Below are 24,380 nucleotides of genomic sequence, written 5' to 3'. Positions count from 1 at the left end.
GCCGCCACGCACAGTGGCTAATAGTGATAAAGAAATCAGCTAACTTAAACCGACCGCTAACCTGAGCAGCAGCAACCCAGCACCCCAGCCCCCCCGTCCACCGGCGCGAGCAAAAAATCACTGCGCGCTGCCGGGCGCCCTGGCGCCGCCCATCGCGGTCAATTGCGAGTAGACGTCATGCGACAGGTCGAGCAGCACCTTGCGGTCGATCGCTCCTGATACGGCGTAACCGAAATCGCCGTCTATCCAATAGAACACGTTCACCGAACCGTCCTGATACAGCTTGAACGCGGTCGTATCCGAACTGATCTTGCGATGCGAGATGCACAGCGTAATACGCTCGCCCTTCGCGTCGTGGTACATGAACTGAGCAACCGGACCGTCGTCGCCGGGCAGCAGACGGCCGCCCATCAACTCGAAGCCCGAGCGGGTCAGGATGGGTGGCCGCACGTCCGTGCCCAGCCGGTCCGAGACCCACTGCACCAGTTCCTGCTCACGGTCCGCACCCACTTCCACCGGCCGCGTCACTTCCGGCGCGTACATCACATGCGCGATGGCCGACTGCCGTGCGAACGACTCGCCGAAGCCATAGCTTGCGCGCTGCACCGATCCCCCGCTGCTTCCCGGCACCATCGCGTCACGGCCCATGTTGCCTGTCATGCCCGCCACGCCGATTCCCACGCCCAGCACGAGCGCCGCCGCCATGCCCGCGAACTGCGGCCAATTGGCGGCGTCGCGCCAGCGCTTGCGCTCGGGCGGCAGCAGGCGCTGCGGCACGGGTTCGCTTAGCACGCGGTCGTAACGGTCATGGAACATGCTGTTCAGCGAGAAATAATCGCTGATCTTGGCAGCCAGCGCCTCATCGCGTTCAAGCAGGCGATCGATCTCCTCGCGACGATGTTCCGCCAGCGATCCATCGACATACGCGTGAATTTCGTCTTCACTGATCGGTGTTTGTTGGTCGTTCATCGCACCACCTGTAATTTAGCGCCCGGTTGCGCGCCGGCCATCAGCGCACGCAGTCTTTCACGTCCGCGCGACAGGCGCGACATGACGGTCCCGATCGGGATTTCCAGCGCCTGCGCCACATCGGCATAGCTCATTTCTTCGAGTCCCACCAGCAGCACGACCTGGCGCTGATCGAGCGGCAAGCGCTGCAACGCGAAGTCGAGGTCGCGCATTTCGAGCGACTGCGTTTGCGTGCCCGGCACAGCGAATTCGCGTTCGGAGATGTTCTCGTCATCGACGGAAACATGCACCGCTCGCACGCCCGCGCGACGCGCCTGATTGGCGAACACGTTGTGCATGATCGTGAACAACCACGCCCGCAGATCGGTGCCGGACTGAAATTTCTCGGTATGCCGGAGCGCGCGTTCAAGCGTGTCCTGAACCAGATCGTCGGCGAGATCGCGATTATTGATCAGCGCGCGCGCGTAGCGGCGCAGTCGCGGCACATGTTCCATTAACTCGTCACGGACGCCCATCGGCCTTCCTTCATTTCGTAAGCACATGCAGACGTTCGATATAAACCGCCGCTCTAATGACGGGCCAACACCGGGCCGTGGCGATTATTCCCCTCCGCGTTGATTTTATTCCACCGCGTTTTTCCGGCGTTTGATGGATGACTAACTTCCCGTCATCAGGTCGGCCGCCAGCATCAGGCCTCGGGTCTTGGCGCGGCCCGCCAACACGTAACGCTTGCCACCCGTGGTCCATGCCAGCAAGCGGCTTTCACCTACTCGACGCGCTTTCCATTGTGGCTGTGGATGGGCGAATACTCCCGGCGCCACGAGCAGCACGGCCGCCTCCCCGCCTCGATTGCGATAAACGAATTCTGTCGCCGAGACGAATGGCCCCACGGGCATCGCGCGGCGGGCAATAGGGTGGAAACCGACATTGGACAAATTCGGGGCGCTTGCCAAAGCCTTCGCCGAGCTTTCATAGCCCGTCGCGCCCGATGTCATGTCCTGAGCCGCTACCGCTTGTTCAAGCGCCATCATCGAGGCATTGTCGAGCGCTGAATCGGAAATGTCGAATGCGAAAATTGCCGCGGCAGCGAGTGCCAGCGCCGCTGTTGTTGCCACGAGTAGCGTGCGAAGGCCACGTTTCGACAAACGGCGCACGAATTTGGGCGCGGGCGCTCGCGCCTCTTCTTCGTCTTCGGGTTCGTGAAAGGTGTTCTGCATCTGCCAGTTCAGGCGACCGTAAAACGCTACTCGGTGCGCCTCGTCAGGACGGCTCTTCAGGTAAGTCTCTACGCTCGCAGCACGCGTGGGATCGAGCATGCCGTCGGCGAATGCCTGGACGTCGGACTCCGAGAGTCCGGGTTCCGTTGGGGGTTTGGCTATGGGCATGATCTAGCGATTTTGGGCTGTTCTTACAGGGGCCAACACCGCGTACGGGGGTTTATTCCGAACCCGGGCATAAAAATCCCCTACGCGCGTAAACACCTTCACCGACGGGTTATTCCGCGAAAACCCAAATAATTTTTCAATTCCTCCGACCATAAAAATAATCGACTCCATCGGGAATATCCCTCACCGATTCCGGGTTCTCTCTAGTGCAAGCCGCACACATTCAACCTCGCAGGAGCGAACCATGAAGACTCTCGCCGTCGCCGTCATTTTCCTTGCAACCATCGCCTCGGCAAACGCATTTGCCCAATCCAAGACCCGCGCCCAGGTCTATCAGGAACTGATCCAGGCCCAGCAAGACGGCCGCGATTTTGTCACCGATGCCTCCTATCCCGACGTCAACCCGATCTTCGCGCATCAACTCGAACAGCAGCAACAAGCACGCCTGGCGCAAAACCAGACGACCAACGCGGTGGCCAGTTCAACCGCCACCCACACCCCCAGCGCAACGAACTGATTCTTCGCGCTTAACTGATCTACGCAAGCCGGTTAAATACACCGGAATCCTAACTTTATTATTGAGGTCATCATGAAAAAATTCCTTATCTCCGCCCTGGTTCTCTCGTCGGCCCTGGCCGCTCCCGCCTTCGCTTTTGCGCAAAACAACGCCCCGGTTACCCGCGCCCAAGTCAAAGCTGAACTCATTCAACTCGAAAAAGCCGGCTACAACCCAGGCGGCGAAGACGTCAACTACCCGCAAGACATCCAGGCCGCCGAACAACGTGTCGCGGAACAACAAAGCGTCGCGTCCTCCTCGTATGGAGCGTCGGCCAATGGTACGTCGGCATCGGGTATGCACGCCGGCGTCGCACCGGACGACGCCGCCAAGTCGACCTACTTCGGCCATTGAGCCGCATGCACGGCAAGACGCAAGCGCGCAATGACTGCGACAACGGCCAAGTCAATCCGCGCGCTCGCAGTCTGCCGGAACCCGCTCCAGCCGATAAACTTCAAAGGCACGCGCGACAGTTTCCCGTCGCGCTTTTCCTTCCGGAGACATCGACATGAAGCAGGCGCTTCACCATCTGAGCGTGGCGACCCGCACGCGCGGTCTGCACGAAATTACCCGCGACGTCCGCCAATGGATCAACCTTCAAGACATTGAGACCGGTCTGCTGACCGTATTCCTCCGGCACACCTCGGCGTCGCTGTTGATTCAGGAAAACGCCGACCCCGATGTCCGCACGGACCTAGAAAACTTCTTCGAGACCATTGCACCGGAAACGCCAGGGCGCTACGTCCACGACGCCGAAGGTCCCGACGACATGCCCGCGCATCTGCGAACCGCGCTGACGCAGGTCCAGTTGTCTATTCCCGTGGATGCCGGCCGAATGGTCCTGGGCACGTGGCAAGGGATTTATGTCTTCGAACACCGGCGCGCGGCGCATCGGCGCGAAGTCGTATTGCACCTTCTCGGCGAGTGATTTACTATACGCATCGCGTATATAACCACCTCCGGAGCGTCCACCGTGCAAGCTCAACAGCAAACCCTCCTGCGCGACGCCATGCGCCGCCTGAACATGACACGCGACGCCTTCGCCAATCGGATCGGTGTGTCGCGACGCGCGCTCGACACGTGGCTGCTCCCGGATGAATCGGCGGAATCACGGGCCATGCCCGAGATTGCGAGCCGCTACGTGATGGAACTGGTGGAAAGAATTCCGTCCGGCGACGAATATACGCAACGCGTATATTCTCCGTCCATCCTTCACGAAGGCCGACCACACCTGCTGTCCGTCGACCAGTTTTCCCGCGACTCGGTAGAGGCTTTGTTCCAGGTCGCCGACACAATGCAACCCATCGCGCGCCGCCAGAAAATCACCCGTGTGCTGGAAGGCGCGGTTCTCGCGAATCTGTTTTTCGAAGCCAGCACACGTACGCGCGTGAGCTTTGGCGCAGCGTTCTGCCGGCTCGGCGGCTCGGTGTGCGACACGACCGGCTTCACGTTTTCATCGATGGCAAAAGGCGAGTCGATCTACGACACCAGCCGCGTGATCAGCGGTTACGCCGATGCACTCGTCGTGCGTCATCCGGAGAAAGGTTCGGTGGCGGAATTCGTACGCGCGACCAACGTTCCCGTGATCAATGCCGGCGACGGCCCCGGTGAACATCCCAGCCAGGCGCTGCTCGACCTCTACACCATCCAGCGCGAATTCTCGCGCGTAGGGAAGATTGTCGACGGCTCGCATATAGCCATGGTGGGCGACCTTAAATACGGCCGCACGGTCCATTCGCTCGCCAAGCTGCTGGCGTTGTATCGCGGACTGAAGTTCACGCTGATCTCGCCCGCATCGCTCGAAATGCCAGCGTCTATCCTCGACCAGATCAATCGCGGCGATCACGTGGTCGAGCAGACCAACGACCTGCAGACGGGGTTGAAGGGAGCCGATGTGGTGTATGCAACTCGCATCCAGAAAGAACGTTTTGCGGACGAATCCATAGAGGGTTACACGCCGGATTTTCAGATCAATCAGGCGCTGGTGGAAAGCGTGTGCGGACCCGACACGCTCATCATGCATCCGTTGCCACGCGATGGGCGGCCAGGTGCCAATGACCTGAGCACCGACCTCAACCACGACCCAAGGCTGGCAATCTTTAGGCAGACTGACAACGGCATTCCAGTCCGCATGGCAATTTTTGCAGTGCTATTGGGCGTAGAACGCCAAGTCCAGCACTCAATGCGCGACGCGGCATGGCGCTCACCGGCGTACATCGGACCGGACGATGCGGTATTTCACGGCATCGATTAACCGATCTATACAACGTCGCTGGAAATATTAACGCGGCGTTTACAAACAAAAAGATACGCTACAAGTGACCCGAATACAGGAGCTCGCAGCGTAATGAATCTTGTCCTCGAACGAATTGGCGACTCGGCTTCGGCTGCCCAGAAAAAATCCGCCACGCCGGAAACGGTGTTAGCGCCCTGCGTCTCCCGCGTTCATCTGTCGGCTGTGCTTCGCAGCAAGCAGGAAGAAGCCGCGCGCGAACGCATCAGGCGGCTGTTTCACTCCCCGCTTGGCGTGTATGTCAGTCAGGCATCACGCGATCACGACGACCTTCGGCTGATCTTCGACGTAGCAATGGAAGACCTCGACTTCACAGTCCGCACGCTGCATCAAGTGCTGCCGGAGGCGGTCATTGAAGCCGTGCGTCCGCGCATATTCACGCATCGCCGCGAGCATTGAACCGCGGCTTTATGCCTGCGCCAGCGAGAAATCAACCGCGGCGCGGGCGTGAAGCGTGGTGGTATCGAGCAGCGGCACGGGGCTGTCGGCTTCATTCACCAGCAGCATGATCTCCGTGCACCCCAGCACGATCGCTTCGGCGCCGCGCGCCGCAAGCCCGTGAAGGACATCGCGATACAGCTTGCGCGAATCGTCGTTGACGATCCCGAGACACAGCTCGCGATAGATGATGTCGTGAACAATCGCTTGCTCGGCGGGCTCGGGCAAGAGCGTCGAGATGCCATGCCGTTCTTGCAGGCGATCGCGGAAAAAACTTTCGCGCATCGAAAACGCCGTACCGACGAAACCCACCTTGCGAATGCCTCGCCTTTGTGCCTCGATGCCTGTCGGATCGACGATGTGAAGGAACGGCACGGACACCGCAGCGGCAATTTGCGGTGCGACCAGATGCATGGTGTTCGTGCAGAGCACGATGCAATGCGCACCACCCGCTTCGAGATTTCGCGCGGCTTCGGCGAGCCGGATGCCTGCGATATTCCATTGCCCGTCGCGTTGCAAACGTTCGATCGGTGCGAAATTCACGCTATGCAGCAGCGCTTGCGCGGAGTTCAGGCCACCGAGCCGCGTGCGCACATCCTGGTTGATCAACCGATAATATTCAGCCGTCGATTCCCAACTCATCCCGCCGATCATTCCAATGGTTCGCATGTTGTTCATGGCGCCCGTCCTTCTTGTCAGGTAAATCGAAGCGACATGATGCCGCGAAACCCGGTCGGGCGGGTTGATCTTATTGGCTGCGTGCAATGGCGCAGGTATGGTCCTGCAATTCTTCCGATGACGCGAAGTCCCCAATGGCGTACCGCACGTGATCGTTGAGAAGGAAGAATGCGGGCTTGCCGTCGGGCGCGGTCGTGCCCGTCAGCAGCAAGGTCTGGTCGGCCATGGTTTCGCCTTCTTTCGCTACGTCGGGGGCGAGGAGTTTGAAGGGGTCAATGGTGTCGAGGTTGGCATCGTCTATACGCCGAATGCGATACGCATGTCCGCGCAACAGCGTTGGAAACGCGGTCCACTCGGTGCCAATCTTCGGACCCTGCTCGCGCAGCGCGCGAACAATATCGGGCGCCAGGCAATCGATATGAATGTGCAACTGATTTTGCGTGCGCCCGCTAGTCGAGTTGATGGCAAGCGAGAGTTCGTCGCGGGGAAGTTCTTCGCCGAGTTTCGCTTCGACAAAGCGCCGTGCCTGCCACGCTGAACGCCAATAGTTCGGCGAGTCGGGTGAAAGCAGATCGGGGCTCTCGATACCGCCCACGCGTGCAGTCGGAATCAGCAAATACTGAGCGATGCCGTTGCGATCCTTGAGGACGGCGAAGCCGTGCGAAGCATCGACATCGATACATTTTTGCGGGACATCGGCACCGCGCGCGGCGAGCCCACACGAGTTGTGGACGATCTCCCACAAGGCGTCGGGGTTGCCCGCGCGAGCGATGGAGAAGAAAATCGCTGCGGTTGTGAGTGAGGCTAAGCAAGCGAGGAGCCGGACGTTTCGCATGGGGTCAGTGGTCGATACGAAAGCCTGCATCGTAGCAAGGCTGCGTGCCAACTGCAGACTGCGCGGAAGACCTCACATGACCGGCAAATGCAAATGATGAGGATGCTCGACCGTATCGGCGATAAGCCTGAGCGCGTCTTCACATTCGTCGAGATTCTTAGGGCCACCAAGGCACACGCGAATCGCTTCGGGCGGATTGCCATCGGTCGCAAAAGCAGCCGCCGAAACCGCGCCGATCCCTTGGGAGCGCAACTGCAACGCAAGCTCGGAAGCGTTCCAACCGCAATCCGCCGGGATGGGCATCCAGAAATGAAACCCGGCCGGATCGGCGTCGAACTTCCACTCGGACAGCACCCGCGAAGCGAGCTCCTGCCGAGCCGCTGACTCGGCACGAATTGCATCGAGCATTACGTCGGCGGTGCCGTCGCTGACCCATTGCGTCGCTAGCAGAACGGTAAAGGGACTAGCCATTACCGTCGTCGCGCGCAACGCCCCGGCAAGATGCTGGGAACGCCGGGCGGAAGGCGCACGAATGTAAGCGACGCGCAGACCGGCGCCAAAACTCTTGGACAGCCCGGTGACGTAGTAAGTGAGATCGGGGGCGAGCGTAGCCAGCGCCTCAGGCGCTTCGACCGGCAACATGCCATAAGCATCGTCTTCGATAATAGGCACGCTGTACCGCAGTGCGACGTCGGCCAGCGCCTCGCGACGCTTTGACGAAAGGGTCACCGTACTGGGATTCTGGATCGTCGGATTGACATAGAACGCGCTAGGCTTGTCACTCCGGCATAACGCTTCGAAAGCATGGGCAAGCGGACCATCGTCATCGCGCGCCAGCGCCTGCAAACGTACGCCCAGTTGCGCGGCAATCGCCTTGATGCCCGGATAAGCCAGCGTGTCGAGGCAGATAGTCCCGCCTGGCCGCGCGAGCTGCGACACCAGCGCAACCAGCGCGCTATGAATGCCGGGGCAGACCAGCACCTTGTCTTCATCGCAATCGTCGAAACGACGCTTCAGCCATTTCGTGCCGGCGGCACGATCGTCAGCAGTGCCTCCGAAATCCTGATACCGCAGCAATCGATACGGGTCTGTCGCCGAAAACAGCCGCGCGGCTGAATCGCGCAAGCGGCCCGCGAGTTCCGCGGGCTCGGGAGGCATGTTCATTGTCATCTCGACACTGCTGCCGCCGGACAGCGGCAGCGTCGCGGTCCGGCCGCGCACGAAGGTGCCGCTGCCGGCACGCGAATCGAGCAATCCGCGTTTGCGCGCTTCCGCATAGGCGCGCGCAACGGTCGTGTAATTGAGCTGCAATTCGTCGGCGAGATCGCGCAGGCCCGGCAACCGGTCGCGCGGCCGCAAACGCCCGCTAGCCAGATCTTCTTCGATTAATTCAGGAATCAGCAAGTAAGCCGGCTTGCGGCTTTCTGTCAGTTTTCTGATCCAGTGATGAGTAAGACTGGCCATGAAACGCTCTCGAATAAAGGCAGTTAAAAAACGATAGCACGAAAAAAATTATTGATCGCATTGAATGATTGTATGGAGAATCCGATGAACCACCGGTCAATGCACATATCAGGTGTTTATTGCACCAGACCGGCGCTGCCGCACCGCCGTGATCACTCCATGCTGGTGCAGGACGATCGCCCTGCCAGCCTTGAATCCAGATCCAGAAAGGCTCCTCCGGTCGCATTCGAAAAATTTTCGTGGCTTCGCATGCACTGATCGTTTGAATGATCGGGTATTGATCGCATTAACGCACTCATTGAATGGCACGCGCGTTGCATTAACAGTTTCGTATCCCTCGGTTTGGCACCGGGTTAAAAACTCCGATGCCACCGATTAAATCGTCTATTTACTGGAGATTAGAATGCCTGCCGTCAATATCCCGCTGCATAAGAAAGGCGATTATCTTGTCGATTATGAAGAGAAGGTGTTTGAGGACGTCAAGGCCGCGCCTGGCGAGAAAGCGCTGGTGACATTCCATACGGTCGCGTTCGAAGGTTCCATCGGTTTCGTCAACCTGCTGCAAGCCACCCGGCTGCTGCGCAAGGGCTTCGAAACGTCAGTGCTGCTCTACGGTCCCGGCGTGACGCTCGGGCTGCAGCGCGGCTTCCCGACGCTGGGCGATGAAGCGTTTCCTGGCCACCTGAACTTCAACAAGCAGATCCAGAAGTTCATGGAGGAAGGCGGCAAGGTCTATGCATGCCGCTTCGCGCTGCAAGCGCTGTACGGGCAGGGAGAAGCGTCGCTGATCGAAGGCATCAGGCCGATCAGCCCGCTCGACGTGCTCGACATCCAGCTGCTGCATCGCAAGGACGGCGCGCTGATCATCAACACCTGGACCGTCTAAGCCGCGTCTGAAGCCTCTTCTCATCACGGAACGACCATGCCCGAAAAGAGAATCGTCCGCGCTGCCGCGGTCCAGATCGCACCGGACCTCGAACGGCCCGGTGGCACGCTCGAGAAGGTCCTCGAGACGATCGACGACGCTGCACGTCAGGGCGTGCAGCTGATCGTCTTCCCGGAGACCTTCCTGCCCTACTATCCGTACTTCTCGTTTGTGCGGGCGCCGGTGGCATCGGGCGCGGAACACATGCGGCTCTATGACGAAGCCGTGGTCGTGCCCGGCCCGGTGACGCATGCCGTGGCGGAGCGGGCGCGCCGGCATGGCATGGTCGTCGTGCTCGGCGTGAACGAGCGCGATCACGGCAGTTTATACAACGCACAACTGATCTTCGATACCGACGGCGAGCTGCTGCTCAAGCGCCGCAAGATCACGCCGACGTTTCACGAACGGATGATCTGGGGCATGGGCGACGCAGCCGGTCTGAAGGTAGCGGAGACCAGCATCGGACGAGTGGGTGCGCTCGCATGCTGGGAGCATTACAACCCGCTAGCGCGTTATGCGTTGATGACGCAGCACGAAGAGATTCATTGCAGCCAGTTTCCGGGCTCGCTGGTCGGGCCCATCTTCGGCGAACAGATCGAAGTGACCATCCGGCATCACGCGCTCGAATCCGGCTGCTTCGTGATCAATTCCACGGGCTGGCTGACCGAGCCGCAGATCGAATCGATCACGAAAGATCCGGGCCTCCAGAAGGCGCTTCGCGGCGGCTGCAACACGGCGATCATCTCGCCCGAAGGCCAGCATCTCGCACCGCCGCTGCGCGAAGGCGAAGGCCTGGTGATCGCGGACCTGGACATGTCGCTGATCACCAAGCGCAAACGCATGATGGATTCGGTCGGCCATTACGCGAGGCCCGAGTTGCTGAGCCTCGCCATCAACGACCGGCCGGCCGTCACGTCGGCACCCATGAACAGCTTCTCACCTTCAACCGGGGGATTGCACCTTGAACGCGAACGCGAGCGAGACCTTGTCGGCCGTGAGCCGGCAATTGATGACTGAACTGCAATCGGCGGGCTTGCGTCTCGCCGATCCCGGCGCGGGTCTCGGAGTGGCGAGCCGTCGCGGCGGTGCGGGTCCGTCCGATCACAAGGCGGTCACCATCGATGGCGTGACGATCATGGTGCCCGTGCATACGAACACGGCATGGCATTCGCCCTTCGTGGCATCCGCACCCGATGCCCACGGCAGCATCGCGTTGCTGCGCGGCTCGATCCCTATTGCGAACATCAGTTTTCCGAAGGCGCCGCGCTTCTATGCCATGCAGACCTTCGACGGCGTGCCCTACTCGCACATCGCGACCTTGCATGGCTCGGATGTGCTCGCCACGACCGTGTTGCAAACGTGCGTTCGTTACGAGAGCCGCAAGAAGACCTGCAAGTTTTGCGCGATCGGACAGTCGCTTGCAGCAGGCAGGACGATCGCCCGCAAGACGCCCGAGCAACTGGCCGAAGTGGCGCGTGCGGCCGTGTTGCTGGATGGCGTCAAGCATATGGTGCTGACCACCGGCACACCGCCGACCAAGGATCGCGGTGCACAGATCCTGTGCGAAAGCGCGTTCGCGATCAAGGCCGCCGTCGACCTGCCGATCCAGGCGCAATGCGAGCCACCCGACGACGACAAGTGGTTCGAGCGCATGCGCGCAAGCGGTGTCGATACGCTCGGCATGCATCTCGAAGTGGTCACGCCCGCGCTGCGTGAACAGATCATGCCGGGCAAGGCCAGCGTACCCATCTCGCGCTATATGGAAGCATTCAGGGCGGCCGTGGCGGTGTTCGGGCGGGGTCAGGTGAGCACCTATATCCTCGCGGGTCTCGGCGACACGGCAGAAGCGATTCTCTCGATCTCACGCGAGCTGGTGGATCTCGGCGTGTATCCGTTCGTGGTCCCGTTTGTGCCGATCAGCGGCACACCGCTCGAGGATCATCCGGCGCCTTCGCCCGAGTTCATGAAGTCTATCCTGCAACCGCTTGGCGCGATGGTCTCGGCAGGCGGCATGCGTTCCGCCGATATCAAGGCGGGCTGCGGTAAATGCGGCGCGTGTTCGTCGCTATCGTCCTACGAGGTCTGATCATGCTCGCCGATACCGAAGATCTTGCCCGCCTCTATACCCCCGCCAGCTACACGATCAAGTGGACCACGCTGCCGTGGGAAGCCAACGAAGCGTACAAGCTGCGGCGCGCGGTGTTCTGCATCGAGCAAGGGATTTTTATCGGCGATGACCGCGATGAAATCGACGAGCGTGCGCAACTGCTCGTGGCGGTGAGCTGTATCGGCGGGATGCCTGAGCAAGTGGTCGGCACGGTGCGCATTCACGAGGACGAACCGGGCGTTTGGACCGGCTCGCGCCTTGCCGTGCATGCAGCGTTCAGGCGGCATGGCAAGATTGGTGCAACGCTCATCAAGCTCGCGGTGAGCAGTGCGCATGCGCTCGGCTGCACGACCTTCCTCGCTCATGTGCAGAGTCAAAACGCGCCGTTGTTTCATGCGCTGCACTGGACCACGCTCTCCGAAGAACTCATGCATGGCCGGCCGCATCATCTGATGCAGGCGGACCTTGGCTTTTACCCGCCTTGCGTGACGCCGCAAAGCGGGTTCATGACGCAGTATTCGCCCGCGCGGAGTACGCTATGAGCGTGGCCGACCTCGTCGCCGCGTTAAAGGAAACGCGCGGCTTTCGCCACAAGACCGACATTGCCGGCGTGATGTCGTCGCTTGCCCGGCATATGCCGCGCGACACCTCCGAGCGCCCGCAGGTTGCCCTGGGCGACGACTGCGCGGCGATCGCCGACGGCGACGGTTACCTGCTGTTCGCCATCGAAGGTCTGGTCAGCGACTTCGTGCGCGACATGCCCTGGTTCGCGGGCTACAGCAGCGTGATGGTCAACGTCAGCGACATCTACGCGATGGGCGGTCGCCCGATCGCGGTTGTCGATGCGCTCTGGAGCGACGGCTTGCGCGCCGCTGAAGACGTGCTTGGCGGCATAGCGGCGGCATCGTCCGTGTATGGCGTGCCGTTAGTCGGCGGCCATAGCAACACGCGCAGCGACCAGGCGCAACTGGCCGTATCCATTCTGGGGCGCGCGAACAAACTGCTGTCCAGTTTCAATGCCCGGCCCGGAGATCGATTGATGATGGCGGTCGATCTGCGCGGCGCGTTCGAAGAGCCGTATCCGTTCTGGAATGCATCGGTCGGTGCACCCGCAGCACGCTTGCGCGCCGACCTCGAGTTGTTGCCCATGCTCGCCGAAAGCGGTCTTTGCGATGCCGCCAAGGACATCAGCATGGCCGGCGCGCTCGGCACTGCGCTGATGCTGCTGGAATGCTCGGGCGCGGGTGCAAGCATCGATCTTTCGCGTGTGCCTTCGCCTCCGGGCAAGGACCGCTTCCGATGGTTGAGCGCGTTCCCCAGCTTCGGCTTCGTGATGTCCGTACGCGAGGAACACGCGGCTGAGGTCGAGCGGCTGTTTATTGAACGTGAGTTGGCATGTGCGGTCATTGGCACGGTCGATGCATCGCGCAAAGTGGTGCTGCACGACAGCGGCGACTCCGCCGAGTTGTGGAATTTCGACGATGACGCGTTCATCGTCGGAACGTCAGGGAGCGCGACGTGATGCCTGCCGCGATGCGAATTGCCCTCACCACGCATTCGGTCAATCCGCGCGGCGGCGTGGTGCATGCGCTAGAACTCGCGAGTGCACTCGTGGATGAAGGCCACGACGTGACGCTCTTCGCCCCCGCCGCGCCCGGGGAAACGCTCTTTCGCGAGCCGCCGTGCCGGGTGATTCTCGCGACCATAGAAGGCTCGCAGCACGACATGGTTGCACTCGTCGACGCGCGGCTTCGGGCGCTCAAGGCCAGGGTAAAAGCCTGCGATGCGAACAGCTTCGACGTACTGCACGCGCAGGACAGCATCAGCGGCAATGCGCTTGCCGAGTTGACCGCTGAGGGTGAAATAGCGGGCTTTGTACGAACCGTTCATCATCTCGATCACTTCGACAACCCGCGCCTCGCCGCATGGCAAACGCGGGCATGGCGCGACGCAGATCGTGTGCTGTGCGTGAGCGAGATGTGGACGCGGGTGATGTGCGCTACCTACGGGGTAGAAGCGGCGACGGTGCCGAACGGTGTCGACTTGAGACGCTATTCGACTCGGCTTACAAAGCACGACAACACGGTGCGCCAGCGTCTTGGTTTGAAAGACGGTGCACCTGTCGTGCTCGCGGTCGGTGGTATCGAGGCGCGCAAGAACACGCTCGGTCTGCTCGATGCGTTCGCCGAACTGGTCAAACGTCGTCCCAGTGCGCGCCTGGTGATCGCGGGTGGTGCAAGCTTACTCGATCACAACGCATACGCGCGCGCCTTCATGGAGCGCGTGGGTGAATTCGGTCTGACGCAAACAGTGACCATCACCGGCCCACTCGACGACGCCGACATGCCCGCTCTGTTCCGTTGCGCCGACGTCCTCGCCATGGTCTCGCTGCGTGAAGGTTTTGGCCTCGTGGTACTCGAAGCGCTTGCGTGCGGCACGCCGGTGGTGGCGTCGAAAATTGCACCGTTCACCGAATATCTCGACCACTCGCTGTGCTGCTGGGCCACGCCCACCGATACGGTGTCAATCGCGAACGCGCTGGAACGGGTGATTGATGGCCGCCATCGAACCGACTTCGACCACGCCGTGCCCGCCCTGCTCAATCGCATGAGCTGGCAGGCGTCGGCACGAAAACATCTCGACATTTATGGCGCCTTGCTTGCAAGCCGCTCTCTCCAAACTCTTTAGGAACCCGTCATGCCGGTCATGCATTTTCGAATCCAGTGGCCCGATAACAGCGAAGCGAACTGCTACTCGCCATCGCAAGTGGTTAGCGACTTTTTTACGCCGGGCCAGGACTATCCCGTCCATGACTTTGTGTCGCGCGCCCGTGAAGCGCTAAACATCGCCTCCGAACGCGTGCGCGAAAAGTACGGCTTCGCATGCTCGGCGGCGATGGACCAGCTCGCGCAGATTGAAGTCGAGGCCGAACGTTTTATTAGTGAGCCGGACGCCAGGGTCAAGGTCATCGCGCTCGTCTGAGCGCCCCACTTTTCGAAAGGACGCCTCATGTTGCAGACATCGGACAGCACAACGCACTTCAGCGTGATCGTAGTGGGTGGCGGACAAGCAGGTTTATCGGCCAGCTATTACCTGAAGCAGGCGGGACTCGATCATCTCGTGGTGGAGAAAAATACCGTCACGCATACATGGCGCACGCAACGCTGGGACGCGTTCTGCCTCGTGACGCCGAACTGGCAATGTGCGCTGCCCGGCTACCCTTATGCCGGCGACGATCCGCATGGCTTTATGAAGAAGGACGAGATCATCGAGTATCTCGATGGTTTCATCAGGACCGTCGATGCCCCCGTGATCGAGCATACGGAAGTGCATCGGGTCGCGCGCAACAGCGAAGGCGGCTTCAGCGTGTCCACCAGCCAGGGACAGTTCACAGCGGACCAGATCGTGGTCGCGTCTGGGGGCTATCACACGCCCATCGTGCCGCGCATGGCGGAACGCTTGCCGCGCTCGATCGCGCAGATCCAGTCGTCGGAATATCGCAACCCACAGGCCTTGCCTGAGGGCGCGGTGCTCGTGGTCGGGTCCGGGCAATCGGGTGCGCAGATCGCGGAGGACCTGCATCTCGCAGGACGTAAGGTAATCCTTGCAGTGGGTGAAGCGCCGCGCTGTGCGCGCTTCTACCGGGGCCGCGATGTGGTCGACTGGCTCGCCGACATGAAGTATTACGACATGCCCGTCGATCAGCATCCACTGCGCGAAGGTGTGCGCGATAACACCAATCATTATGTGACCGGCCGTGATGGCGGCCGCGATATCGATCTGCGCAAGTTCGCGGCCGAAGGCATGGAGCTATACGGCCGGCTTCAGGATCTGCAAGACGGCGTGCTTCATTTCGCACCCAACCTGATCGAGAATCTCGACAGCGCGGACAAGACCTTCAACGGCATCAATGCGGGTATTGATGCATACATCGCAAAAAATGGCATCGATGCGCCGTCAGGATCGCGCTACGAAGCCCTATGGTCGCCCGCCGAAGAACGCATCACGCTCGATCTGCAAGCGAGTGGAATCGGCTCGATCGTGTGGTGTATCGGCTTCACGCCGGACTTCAGCTGGCTCGATGCGCCCATCTTCAATGGTCGGGGTTATCCCGCGCACGTGCGCGGTCTGACGCCGCTGGACGGCCTCTACTTTGTCGGCTTGCCATGGCTGCATACGTGGGGCTCAGGACGCTTTTCAGGCATTGCCCGGGACGCGGCTTACGTTGTGGAAAAGATCGCAGCCTGCCGGGACGTGAAGACGTTAGTGCACGACGAAGCGACCGTCTGAATAGACAAAGGCCCCACATAAATGAAAGCGAAAAAAGCCGGCGCGTAAAGCGCCGGCTCGTTATGACATTACCGTGAAACCTAAGCCGCCTTAATGACCTTGTCACCGGCGCGATGGATCGGATGCGGTTCCTTCAACTGGTTCGCGATCCGAGTGGCGTCGAAGTAAGCGCCGTTCGGCGGACGCTTCAGATATTGCCCCGCGCCACGTACCGCGCGCAGGTCGCCGTCCGCCCATGCAAGCGCGCCGCGCGTCACCGTGTGAGTCGCAACGCCCTGCACGGTCATGCCTTCGAACACATTGAAATCCACTTTCTGGTGATGGGTCTTTACCGAGATCGTCCTGCTCGCCGCCGGATCCCACACCACTAGATCGGCATCGGCGCCCACCTGGATCGCGCCTTTGCGCGGGAACAGGTTAAAAATCTGCGCAGCGTTCGTGGACGTCACGCGCACGAACTCGTTCGGGGTGAGGCGTCCCTTATTCACGCCGTGATGCCAGAGGATCGACATGCGGTCTTCCACGCCGCCGCAGCCATTGGGAATGCGCGTGAAGTCCTCGCGGCCCATGGCTTTCTGCGATGCACAAAACACGCAGTGGTCGGTTGCCGTGGTATGCAGTTGCCCCGATTGCAAACCGCGCCACAACGCCTCGCGATGCTCGCTGGTACGGAACGGCGGACTCATCACGTGCGCGGCGGCACGCGTCCAGTCCGGGTCGCTATATACCGATTCATCGATCACCAGATGCCCCGGCAGCACTTCGGCGAACACACGTTGGCCTTCGCTGCGTGCCCGCGTGATGACATCGACGGCATCCTTTGACGACACGTGCACGATGTAGATGGGCACACCCAGCACCTGCGCAATCCTGATCGCACGGTTCGCCGCCTCGCCCTCCACTTCAGGCGGCCGCGACAATGGATGCGCCTCGGGTCCGGTAAAACCACGCGCGAGCAATTGCTTCTGGAGTTGAAACACCAGTTCGCCATTCTCCGCATGCACAGTGGGTAGTGCACCGAGTTCCAGCGAACGCGCGAAGCTGTTCACTAGGACTTCATCGTCGGCCATGATGGCATTTTTATACGCCATGAAGTGCTTGAAACTGGACACGCCATGCTCGTGCACAAGCGTTCCCATGTCGCGATGCACCGACTCGTCCCACCACGTCACGGCCACGTGAAAACCATAGTCGGCCGACGCCTTTTCAGCCCAGCCGCGCCACTCGTGAAACGCTTCCATCAGCGGCTGCTTCGGACTCGGAATCACGAAATCGATAATGCTCGTCGTGCCGCCCGACAACCCTGCCGCTGTCCCTGTATAGAAGTCATCGCTCGCCGTGGTGCCCATGAACGGCAGCTCCATATGCGTGTGCGGATCGATACCGCCGGGCATCACATACTGCCCGGATGCATCGACTGTTTCGGTACCCGCCGGCACATCGAGATCGAGGCCGATCTGCAAGATCATGCCGCCGTCTTGAGGGTCCGAGCACAACACATCCGCACGATAGGTACGGTCCGCGTCAATCACCGTGCCGCCGCGAATCAGGATCGTCATCTTGCTGTCTCCAAAGAGAAATCAGGCGCTGGCAATCCGCGCCGTCGGGCGCTTGCCCATCTTCATCCATGCGCCATAAACAATCGATGCGAGCGCGAGGCCCACGAACCATGCATAGGTGTAAAGCGTGTTGAAGAATGCGGGTACGTTAGGGAACGCCGCGGGGAATGCGGTATGCAGGAAGCCCGGCAAGTTGGGCAATACGCCCACCAGCAGGGCGACCACGGCGGCCATGTTCCAGCCGCCCGTGTAGCTGTATTCGCCATTCTCGTTGAAGAGTTCGCGGGTGTTCAGGCGCGTCCCGCGAATCAGGAAGTAGTCGACCATGAGGATGCCCGCCACTGGCCCAAGCAGTGCAGAGTAACCCACCAGCCACGTGAAAATGTAACCCTGGGTAGTCGCCAAAATCTTCCACGGCATCATCACAATAGCGATGAACGCCGTGATCATCCCGCCCACGCGATACGAAATGCCCTTCGGCCAAAGGCTCGAAAAGTCATAAGCCGGACCCACGAGATTCGCGGCGAGATTACAGCTCATGGTGTCGAGCGTCAGGATGACCAGGGCCACACCCACGCCAATGCCCGTCATGCGGCTGGCGAGATCGATAGGATCCCATATCGCCTTGCCGTAGATCACCACGGTTGCCGACGTCACCACCACCGAGATCACCGACAGCAGCGCCATGGGTGCTGGCAGGCCGATCGATTGCCCGATGATCTGATCCTTCTGCGAGCGGGCGAATCGCGTGAAGTCAGGAATGTTCAGCGCGAGCGTGGCCCAGAAGCCGACCATGGCCGTGAGACCCGGCCAGAACGTGGCCCAGAACAAACCCTCTTTCTTGCCACCGGCTACAAACTGCGAAGGTTGCGCGAGCATGGAGCCGAGACCACCCGCCTTCGATGTTGCCCACCACACCAGCGCGAGGCACATCACGACCTTGATCGGCGCAGACCAGCTTTCGAGGAAACGGATGGAGTCCGTGCCGCGCAAGATGAAATAGACCTGGATGAGCCAGAAGAACAGGAAACACGCGATCTGCCCGAGCGAGATGTCCACGAAGGGCAGCGGCGTTCCGGGTGTCGTGTTACCGGTGAGGATATTCAGGAGCGTATAGATTGCACTTCCGCCAAGCCATGTCTGGATTCCGTACCATCCACACGCAACGATTGCACGCAGCAGCGCCGGCAGTCTCGCGCCCTTGGTACCGAACGACGAACGCACCAGCACCGCATAGGGAATGCCATGTTTCGCGCCTGCGTGACCGACCAGCAGCATGGGCACGAGCACGATCATGTTGCCGAGCAGCACGGTCAGCACTGCCTGCCACGGCGACATGCCCTCTTCTGTCAGCCCGGCTGCGAGCATGTACGACGCAATGTTCATCACCATGCCGACCCACAGCGCGGCAAAGTGATACCACTTCCAGGTCCGCTGTGCGGCACTGGTTGGCGCCAGGTCGTCGTTATATAGACTGCCGCTGGCGCCGGCCGCGAACTGCGGGTCGACAGAATGCGCTGTCTGCTTCATCAGGTTGATCTCCTCAGATCGTTGCGGTCCGCGCCTGCGGATCGTTTTGTGAATCATGGTCAGGCGTCGGCCTTCAGGGGACGGTAGTAGCGACAAGCGCTGCTTTATGCTGCTTTATGTAAAGCTTCTAAACTCTATGCGGCCTTGACGTTTTCTTCAATGTCGGCATCCACGCGTGCGGGATTGTTCGGATGCGTCGTCCAGTTCGCATATTCACCGGCATCCACGCGTTCCATCGTGATGCATTGCTCGACCGGGCACACATGCATGCATAAATTGCACCCGACGCATTCCGAATCGATGACTTCGAAATGGCGCTTGCCATCTTTCTCGCGCATGATCGCCTGATGCGCCGTATCTTCGCAAGCGATGTGGCACAGGCCGCACTCGATGCACTTGTCCTGGTTGATGCGGGCCTTGATGTCGTACTTCAGATTCAAATACTTCCAGTCCGTCACATTCTGCACGGCACGTCCGCGGATATCGTCGAGCGTGGCATAGCCTTTTTCGTCCATCCAGTTCGACAGGCCGTCTGCAAGGTCAGAGACAATGCGAAAGCCGTAGTGCATGGCCGCCGTACAGACCTGCACGTTGCCCGCGCCCAGCACCATGAACTCGGCCGCATCGCGCCACGACGAAATACCGCCAATGCCGGAGATGGGAAGATCCGGCGTTTCCACATCGCGAGCAATCTCCGCGACCATGTTCAGCGCGATCGGTTTTACGGCCGGGCCGCAGTATCCCCCATGCGTACCCTTGCCGTCGACTGTGGGCATCGGCGCCATGAGATCCAGGTCGACGGCGACAATCGAATTGATGGTGTTGATCAGCGACACAGCGTCCGCACCGCCCTTGTATGCCGCTCGCGAGCTCGTGCGGATGTCGCTGATATTCGGCGTCAGCTTGACGATGCACGGCAGCTTCGTGCCCTCCTTGACCCAGCGCGTAACCATCTCCACGTATTCGGGCACCTGACCGACCGCCGCGCCCATGCCCCGCTCGCTCATACCGTGCGGACAGCCGAAATTCAGCTCGACGCCATCGCAACCGGTGTCTTCCACCAGCGGCAAGATCCATTTCCAGTCGCGTTCGTTGCACGGCACCATTAGCGAAACGACCAGCGCACGCTCCGGCCAGTCGCGCTTGACCTGTGTGATCTCCTTCAGGTTGACATCGAGCGGTCGGTCGGTGATCAGTTCGATATTGTTCAGTCCCGCGATGCGCTGGCCGTTCCACTGCACCGCGCCGTAACGTGAGCTCACGTTCACCACATGTGGGTCGAGGCCCAGCGTTTTCCATACGACACCGCCCCACCCTGCTTCGAAGGCGCGATTGACGTTGTAGGCTTTGTCGGTAGGCGGTGCCGATGCGAGCCAAAAAGGATTCGGCGACGTGATGCCGGCAAATGTATTGCGAAGATCGGCCATGAGCTGGCTCCCTTATCGTGGGGTGTGTTTTTTACGCAGCCTTGATGGCCGTCGCCGCAAAGAATGCATGGATGGATTCGGCGGCAATCTTGCCGTCCTGCACCGCCTGCACGGTCAGATCCATGCCGCCGCTGGCCGCGCAATCGCCGCCGGCCCAGACGTTGTCGAGCGAGGTGCGGCCGCTCGAATCCACCGCGATACGACTGCCCTCGAGCGTGAGCGTGCCGCTTTCGAGACCTTCTGACACCAGCGTTTGCCCGATCGCCTTGAGCACCATGTCGGCTTCAATGACGTAGCGTTCGCCTTGCGGGTTCTCGAACTCGACGCCCGTGACCTGACCGTCTGTATCGAGCAAACGCACGGGCTTCGCGTGCGTGGTGATCGTCACGCCGTTGGTCTGTGCGAACTCCCGTTCGGCCCAGGTTGCGCCCATGGTCTCCACGCCACGCCGATACGCCATCGTGACCGTTTCAGCACCTAGCTTGCGGCTTTGAACGGCCGCATCGATAGCCGTATTGCCGCCGCCGATCACCACCACGCGGCGCCCCACCGGCACGCTCGCGAGATCGTCGGCCTGACGCACCTGTTCGATGAAATCGACTGCGTTGTACACACCCTGCAAAGTCTCACCTTCCAGTTCGAGCGCACGCACGCCGGCCAGTCCGATTGCGAGGAACACGGCGTCGTGCTGTTTTCGCAAGTCGTTCAACGATACATCGCGACCGAGCACCACGCCGTTCTTCACTTCAATGCCGCCCACGGAGTACAACCATTCCACTTCGCGTTGAGCGAAATCTTCAACCACCTTGTACGCCGCGATACCGTATTCGTTCAGGCCACCGGGCTTGGGCAAGGCATCGAAGAGCGTGACCTTGTGGCCGTCAAGCGCGAGACGATGCGCGCAGGCCAGCCCGGCCGGGCCAGCCCCGACCACCGCCACGTGACGCCCTGTGTCCGCAGCGCGCTTGAACAGCGGCCCGCCGCGTGCCATCGCCCAATCGGTTGCGTGACGCTGTAATGCGCCGATCGCGACTGGTTTGTCGTCCTGATGATTCCTGACGCATGCCCCTTCGCAGAGTATTTCAGTTGGACACACGCGTGCGCACATGCCGCCCAGGGGATTGGCCGACAAGATGTCCATGGCCGCGCCCTTCATGTTGCCGTTGCCGATCTTGCGAATAAAGCTGGGTATATCTATTTTTGTGGGGCAGGCGTTGATGCACGGCGCGTCGTAGCAGTAGTGGCAACGGCTCGAAGCAGCCGCTGCCGCGGTGGCGTCGAGTAAGGGCGCCACATCCGAAAACTCGCACGCCAGTTGTTCTTGCGAAAGCCGATGAGAGGCAATATCGCCGATGTGCTTCATGGTCATACACGTTCCTTCGTCTGGGTGAAGAAGCGAATGGTCTGCAACTAAGGCTTGTTCAGGCTTGCTGAGCTGCGCGTTCGATCATGGCGTGAAGCAGCACGTTCGCGCCCGCTTCGATCCATTCCTCCGATGCATCCTCGATCTCGTTATGACTGATACCGTCGACGCACGGCACGAACACCATCGACGTGGGCGCGACTCTGGAGAGGTAACACGCGTCGTGTCCCGCGCCCGATACCATGTCCCGATGCGCATAACCGAAGCGCTCCGCTGCCGCGCGCACGGACTTGACGCACGCTGCGTCGAAGGCGATAGGCGCGTAATAGAAGATCTGTTCAAGCTGCGTTTCGAGCCCTGCGCCGCTTGCGATTTTTTCCAGACCCGCGCGTAACGCTGCGTCCATTTGAGCGAGCACGGCGTCGTCGGGATGACGGAAATCCACAGTGAAAAACACCCGCCCCGGGATCACGTTGCGCGAGTTCGGATGCACCTGCATCATGCCGACCGTCGCGCACGCCAGCGGCGCATGATCGAGCCCGATGCGGTTCACCAACTCCACCACCCGAGCCGCCCCAAGCAACGCATCGCGACGGCGCGGCATGGGCGTGGGACCCGCATGCGCTTCCTGGCCGGTCAACGTGATCTCATACCAGCGCTGTCCTTGCGCGTCGGTGACCACGCCGATTGTCATGTTTTCCGCTTCGAGAATCGGCCCCTGTTCGATATGCAATTCGAACGCCGCGTGCAGCTTGCGTCCGCCGCACGGCTCATCGCCCGCGTAGCCGATGCGCTTCAGCTCCTCGCCAATCGTCTTGCCGTCCACGTCCTTGCGGGACAACCCGTAGTCGAGCGTAAATTCGCCGGCGAACACGCCGGACGCGACCATGGCCGGCGCGAAACGCGAGCCTTCCTCGTTGGTCCAGATCACGACTTCCACCGGATGTTCGGTTTCAATGCCGCGATCATTGAGCGTTCGAATCACTTCGATGCCGCCGAGAATGCCGTAGATGCCGTCGAAGCGGCCGCCGGTGGGCTGCGAGTCCGCGTGCGAGCCTGTTACGACCGGCGCGGCATCTGCGTTGCGCCCAGCGCGACGCATGAAGACGTTGCCCATCTGGTCCACCTTGACCGTGCAACCCGCTTCCTTCGCCCAACTGACGATCAGGTCACGCCCTTCGCGGTCGAGATCGGTGAGGGCAAGCCGGCATACGCCGCCCTTTTTTGTCGCGCCAATTTTCGCCATCGTCATGAGGCTGTCCCAGAGACGTTTGCCGTTGACTCTGATCGATGTATCCAGCGCTGAATCGGTTACCGCGTTCATTTCGCGTCCTCCTTGCGTGTTGCTCGATTTAAGGGTTTCGACCGATACGAATCTGGTGCATCGGCGTCGGCTTTTGGGGCGCTGGCGCACGGCATCGGTGCAGTTTCAATGCGATCATCCCATTCGCCTCAAGGCCTCGAATTCGTCACAATCCGTCGCCTTCCAAATCCTGTCCAACTGGACAGGTTGTAGCCGATTAATATTGGCAAATCAACGTCTTTCAGGGTTTCCGATTACAGTAAAAGCATAGCGAGAAGTGTGCCATTGCAATGCAGCAGAGTCGTGGGGAGGCTAACAACTCGCTATACAGCAGTGGCGTCAAAACGCCTAGAATGAGGCGCGATCGAGACGGAGAAGGCGCGAGAGCGCCGTGCAAGGACAACAATGAGAGATGACGAAGCGACAGCCGAGGCGCCGAAACACGACGCTGCGGCCATTCCATTGCGGCGGCGCAAGGCACACATTCGTGAGACCAATGAAGCGCATCTTTTGGCGTGTGCCGAGGCCGTGTTCGCTGAGCGCGGCCTGGAGGGTGCGAGCACCGCGATGATCGCGGAACGTGCAGGCTTGCCGAAAGCCAACCTGCATTACTACTTCCCGACGAAGCTCGCGCTTTACCGCCGTGTGCTCGAAGACCTGTTTGAAGACTGGCATCGCGCGGCCGATACCTTCGAGTCCAGCGACGATCCGGTCGAAGCGATCAGCGGCTACGTGCGCACGAAAATGGAATTGTCGCGGCGGCGCCCGCTTGGCTCGAAGGTGTGGGCGAGCGAGATCATCCACGGCGCGGTGCACATGCAGGACATCTTGAACGAGCGCGTCAAGCCGTGGCTCGAAACGCGGGTGATCGTGATCGACGGTTGGGTAGCGCGTGGCTTGCTCGCTCCCGTCGATGCCCAGACGCTGATGTTCATGATCTGGGCGACCACGCAGCATTATGCGGATTTCGACGCGCAGATCCGGGCGTTGAAGGGCAAGCGTGCGTTGTCGCAGAAAGCCTTCGAGGCATCGACCGAGGAGGTGATCAAGCTTGTTATCCGCGCGTGTGGGGCTAAATCGCCGGAGCGAAATTAGTTCGGTGGATTTTTCGTTTGCACTCGGTCTGGGGTTTGGGCGCAGTGCTAAGGAGCGGTCGGGGGTCGGGGGGTGATGCCGGGTTGCTGCTGCTTTGGCCTTCGCGAGTTATATGTTGGATGTTCTCTTTATCACTATTAGCCACTGTGCGTGGCGGCACTTC

25 protein-coding genes are annotated in these 24,380 nt (G+C 60.7%); 14 read left to right on the top strand and 11 right to left on the bottom strand.

The features are described 5' to 3' along the window. Window positions 1-117: 117 nt before the first annotated feature. The 3 genes from M0D69_RS38490 to M0D69_RS38480 all read right to left on the bottom strand — a co-directional run bounded on the left by M0D69_RS38490 (window position 118) and on the right by M0D69_RS38480 (window position 2,354). A complete protein-coding gene (locus M0D69_RS38490) occupies window positions 118-969 on the bottom strand; it encodes an anti-sigma factor (protein ID WP_301787042.1) in 852 nt (283 codons plus the stop codon). After that, window positions 966-1,484, bottom strand: a complete 519-nt coding sequence (locus tag M0D69_RS38485) for an RNA polymerase sigma factor (RefSeq protein ID WP_047845924.1) — start codon at window positions 1,482-1,484, stop codon at window positions 966-968. Before M0D69_RS38485 ends, M0D69_RS38490 begins: the two co-directional genes overlap by 4 nt. 141 nt (window positions 1,485-1,625) lie before the next feature. Further along, entirely contained in the window at window positions 1,626-2,354 is a 729-nt protein-coding gene (locus M0D69_RS38480) for an anti-sigma factor (RefSeq protein ID WP_301787041.1), read from the bottom strand. Window positions 2,355-2,598: 244 nt separating this feature from the next. On the opposite strand from M0D69_RS38480, the gene M0D69_RS38475 reads away from it, so the two are divergent. From M0D69_RS38475 to M0D69_RS38455, 5 genes are all read left to right on the top strand, one after another. Then, complete coding sequence (locus tag M0D69_RS38475) at window positions 2,599-2,871, top strand: DUF4148 domain-containing protein (protein ID WP_301787040.1); 273 nt, start codon at window positions 2,599-2,601, stop codon at window positions 2,869-2,871. A 72-nt stretch (window positions 2,872-2,943) separates the two neighbouring features. Next, entirely contained in the window at window positions 2,944-3,264 is a 321-nt protein-coding gene (locus M0D69_RS38470; protein ID WP_301787039.1) for a DUF4148 domain-containing protein, read from the top strand. 154 nt (window positions 3,265-3,418) lie between these two features. Beyond that, a complete protein-coding gene (locus tag M0D69_RS38465; RefSeq protein ID WP_301787038.1) occupies window positions 3,419-3,838 on the top strand; it encodes a secondary thiamine-phosphate synthase enzyme YjbQ in 420 nt (139 codons plus the stop codon). Between the two features lie 45 nt (window positions 3,839-3,883). Beyond that, on the top strand, window positions 3,884-5,164 hold the full coding sequence (locus M0D69_RS38460; RefSeq protein ID WP_301787037.1) for an aspartate carbamoyltransferase: 1,281 nt from the start codon (window positions 3,884-3,886) through the stop codon (window positions 5,162-5,164). A gap of 93 nt (window positions 5,165-5,257) precedes the next feature. Continuing rightward, window positions 5,258-5,602 carry a hypothetical protein gene (locus M0D69_RS38455; RefSeq protein ID WP_301787036.1) on the top strand — a complete coding sequence of 115 codons (345 nt, stop codon included), beginning with the start codon at window positions 5,258-5,260 and terminating at the stop codon, window positions 5,600-5,602. A gap of 9 nt (window positions 5,603-5,611) precedes the next feature. Here the strand turns inward: M0D69_RS38455 and M0D69_RS38450 are convergent, their stop codons facing one another. The 3 genes from M0D69_RS38450 to M0D69_RS38440 form a co-directional block, all read right to left on the bottom strand. Then, the gene (locus tag M0D69_RS38450) at window positions 5,612-6,319 is read right to left on the bottom strand and encodes an aspartate/glutamate racemase family protein (RefSeq protein ID WP_367619820.1); all 708 of its coding nucleotides are present in this window, start codon (window positions 6,317-6,319) and stop codon (window positions 5,612-5,614) included. Window positions 6,320-6,389: 70 nt separating this feature from the next. Continuing rightward, complete coding sequence (locus M0D69_RS38445; RefSeq protein ID WP_301787035.1) at window positions 6,390-7,154, bottom strand: CDP-diacylglycerol diphosphatase; 765 nt, start codon at window positions 7,152-7,154, stop codon at window positions 6,390-6,392. A 72-nt stretch (window positions 7,155-7,226) separates the two neighbouring features. Next, the gene (locus M0D69_RS38440) at window positions 7,227-8,618 is read right to left on the bottom strand and encodes a PLP-dependent aminotransferase family protein (protein ID WP_301787034.1); all 1,392 of its coding nucleotides are present in this window, start codon (window positions 8,616-8,618) and stop codon (window positions 7,227-7,229) included. Window positions 8,619-9,021: 403 nt separating this feature from the next. Between M0D69_RS38440 and M0D69_RS38435 the strand changes: the two genes are divergently transcribed. The 8 genes from M0D69_RS38435 to M0D69_RS38400 are packed head-to-tail and all read left to right on the top strand — an operon-like array spanning window position 9,022 to window position 15,940. Then, window positions 9,022-9,504 (top strand): MSMEG_0572/Sll0783 family nitrogen starvation response protein, encoded by a 483-nt coding sequence (locus M0D69_RS38435; protein WP_301787033.1) that lies wholly within the window; start codon window positions 9,022-9,024, stop codon window positions 9,502-9,504. Between the two features lie 36 nt (window positions 9,505-9,540). Then, a complete protein-coding gene (locus M0D69_RS38430; RefSeq protein WP_301787032.1) occupies window positions 9,541-10,560 on the top strand; it encodes a Nit6803 family nitrilase in 1,020 nt (339 codons plus the stop codon). After that, window positions 10,553-11,629 carry an MSMEG_0568 family radical SAM protein gene (locus M0D69_RS38425; protein WP_301787043.1) on the top strand — a complete coding sequence of 359 codons (1,077 nt, stop codon included), beginning with the start codon at window positions 10,553-10,555 and terminating at the stop codon, window positions 11,627-11,629. Before M0D69_RS38430 ends, M0D69_RS38425 begins: the two co-directional genes overlap by 8 nt. Before the next feature lie 2 nt (window positions 11,630-11,631). After that, window positions 11,632-12,192: an MSMEG_0567/Sll0786 family nitrogen starvation N-acetyltransferase gene (locus tag M0D69_RS38420; RefSeq protein ID WP_301787031.1), complete on the top strand. Its 561-nt coding sequence runs from the start codon at window positions 11,632-11,634 to the stop codon at window positions 12,190-12,192. Continuing rightward, entirely contained in the window at window positions 12,189-13,172 is a 984-nt protein-coding gene (locus tag M0D69_RS38415) for a sll0787 family AIR synthase-like protein (RefSeq protein ID WP_301787030.1), read from the top strand. The genes M0D69_RS38420 and M0D69_RS38415 overlap by 4 nt, the downstream gene beginning before the upstream one ends. Next, window positions 13,169-14,338: an MSMEG_0565 family glycosyltransferase gene (locus M0D69_RS38410; protein ID WP_301787029.1), complete on the top strand. Its 1,170-nt coding sequence runs from the start codon at window positions 13,169-13,171 to the stop codon at window positions 14,336-14,338. The genes M0D69_RS38415 and M0D69_RS38410 overlap by 4 nt, the downstream gene beginning before the upstream one ends. 9 nt (window positions 14,339-14,347) lie before the next feature. Further along, window positions 14,348-14,632: an MSMEG_0570 family nitrogen starvation response protein gene (locus tag M0D69_RS38405; RefSeq protein WP_047845912.1), complete on the top strand. Its 285-nt coding sequence runs from the start codon at window positions 14,348-14,350 to the stop codon at window positions 14,630-14,632. 27 nt (window positions 14,633-14,659) lie between these two features. After that, entirely contained in the window at window positions 14,660-15,940 is a 1,281-nt protein-coding gene (locus M0D69_RS38400) for an MSMEG_0569 family flavin-dependent oxidoreductase (RefSeq protein ID WP_301787028.1), read from the top strand. Between the two features lie 80 nt (window positions 15,941-16,020). On the opposite strand, the gene hydA is transcribed toward M0D69_RS38400, so the two are convergent. The 5 genes from hydA to M0D69_RS38375 all read right to left on the bottom strand — a co-directional run bounded on the left by hydA (window position 16,021) and on the right by M0D69_RS38375 (window position 23,143). Then, complete coding sequence (gene hydA, locus M0D69_RS38395; RefSeq protein ID WP_301787027.1) at window positions 16,021-17,499, bottom strand: dihydropyrimidinase; 1,479 nt, start codon at window positions 17,497-17,499, stop codon at window positions 16,021-16,023. 21 nt (window positions 17,500-17,520) lie between these two features. Continuing rightward, window positions 17,521-19,029, bottom strand: coding sequence for an NCS1 family nucleobase:cation symporter-1 (locus tag M0D69_RS38390; RefSeq protein WP_301787026.1), 1,509 nt, complete (start codon window positions 19,027-19,029; stop codon window positions 17,521-17,523). A 134-nt stretch (window positions 19,030-19,163) separates the two neighbouring features. Next, the gene (gene preA / locus M0D69_RS38385) at window positions 19,164-20,456 is read right to left on the bottom strand and encodes an NAD-dependent dihydropyrimidine dehydrogenase subunit PreA (protein ID WP_301787025.1); all 1,293 of its coding nucleotides are present in this window, start codon (window positions 20,454-20,456) and stop codon (window positions 19,164-19,166) included. 31 nt (window positions 20,457-20,487) lie between these two features. Beyond that, window positions 20,488-21,825 (bottom strand): NAD(P)-dependent oxidoreductase, encoded by a 1,338-nt coding sequence (locus M0D69_RS38380; RefSeq protein ID WP_301787024.1) that lies wholly within the window; start codon window positions 21,823-21,825, stop codon window positions 20,488-20,490. A gap of 52 nt (window positions 21,826-21,877) precedes the next feature. Further along, window positions 21,878-23,143 carry a Zn-dependent hydrolase gene (locus tag M0D69_RS38375; protein WP_301787023.1) on the bottom strand — a complete coding sequence of 422 codons (1,266 nt, stop codon included), beginning with the start codon at window positions 23,141-23,143 and terminating at the stop codon, window positions 21,878-21,880. A gap of 384 nt (window positions 23,144-23,527) precedes the next feature. Here M0D69_RS38375 and M0D69_RS38370 point away from each other — a divergent pair, with 384 nt between their 5' ends. Beyond that, a complete protein-coding gene (locus M0D69_RS38370; RefSeq protein WP_301787022.1) occupies window positions 23,528-24,217 on the top strand; it encodes a TetR/AcrR family transcriptional regulator in 690 nt (229 codons plus the stop codon). Window positions 24,218-24,380: the final 163 nt, after the last annotated feature.

Origin of the sequence: Caballeronia sp. SEWSISQ10-4 2 (assembly GCF_030464885.1) — a bacterium.
Lineage (GTDB): Bacteria > Pseudomonadota > Gammaproteobacteria > Burkholderiales > Burkholderiaceae > Caballeronia.
Note: the sequence above shows the minus strand (reverse complement) of the source record. Positions and strands in the feature narration are given on the sequence as shown.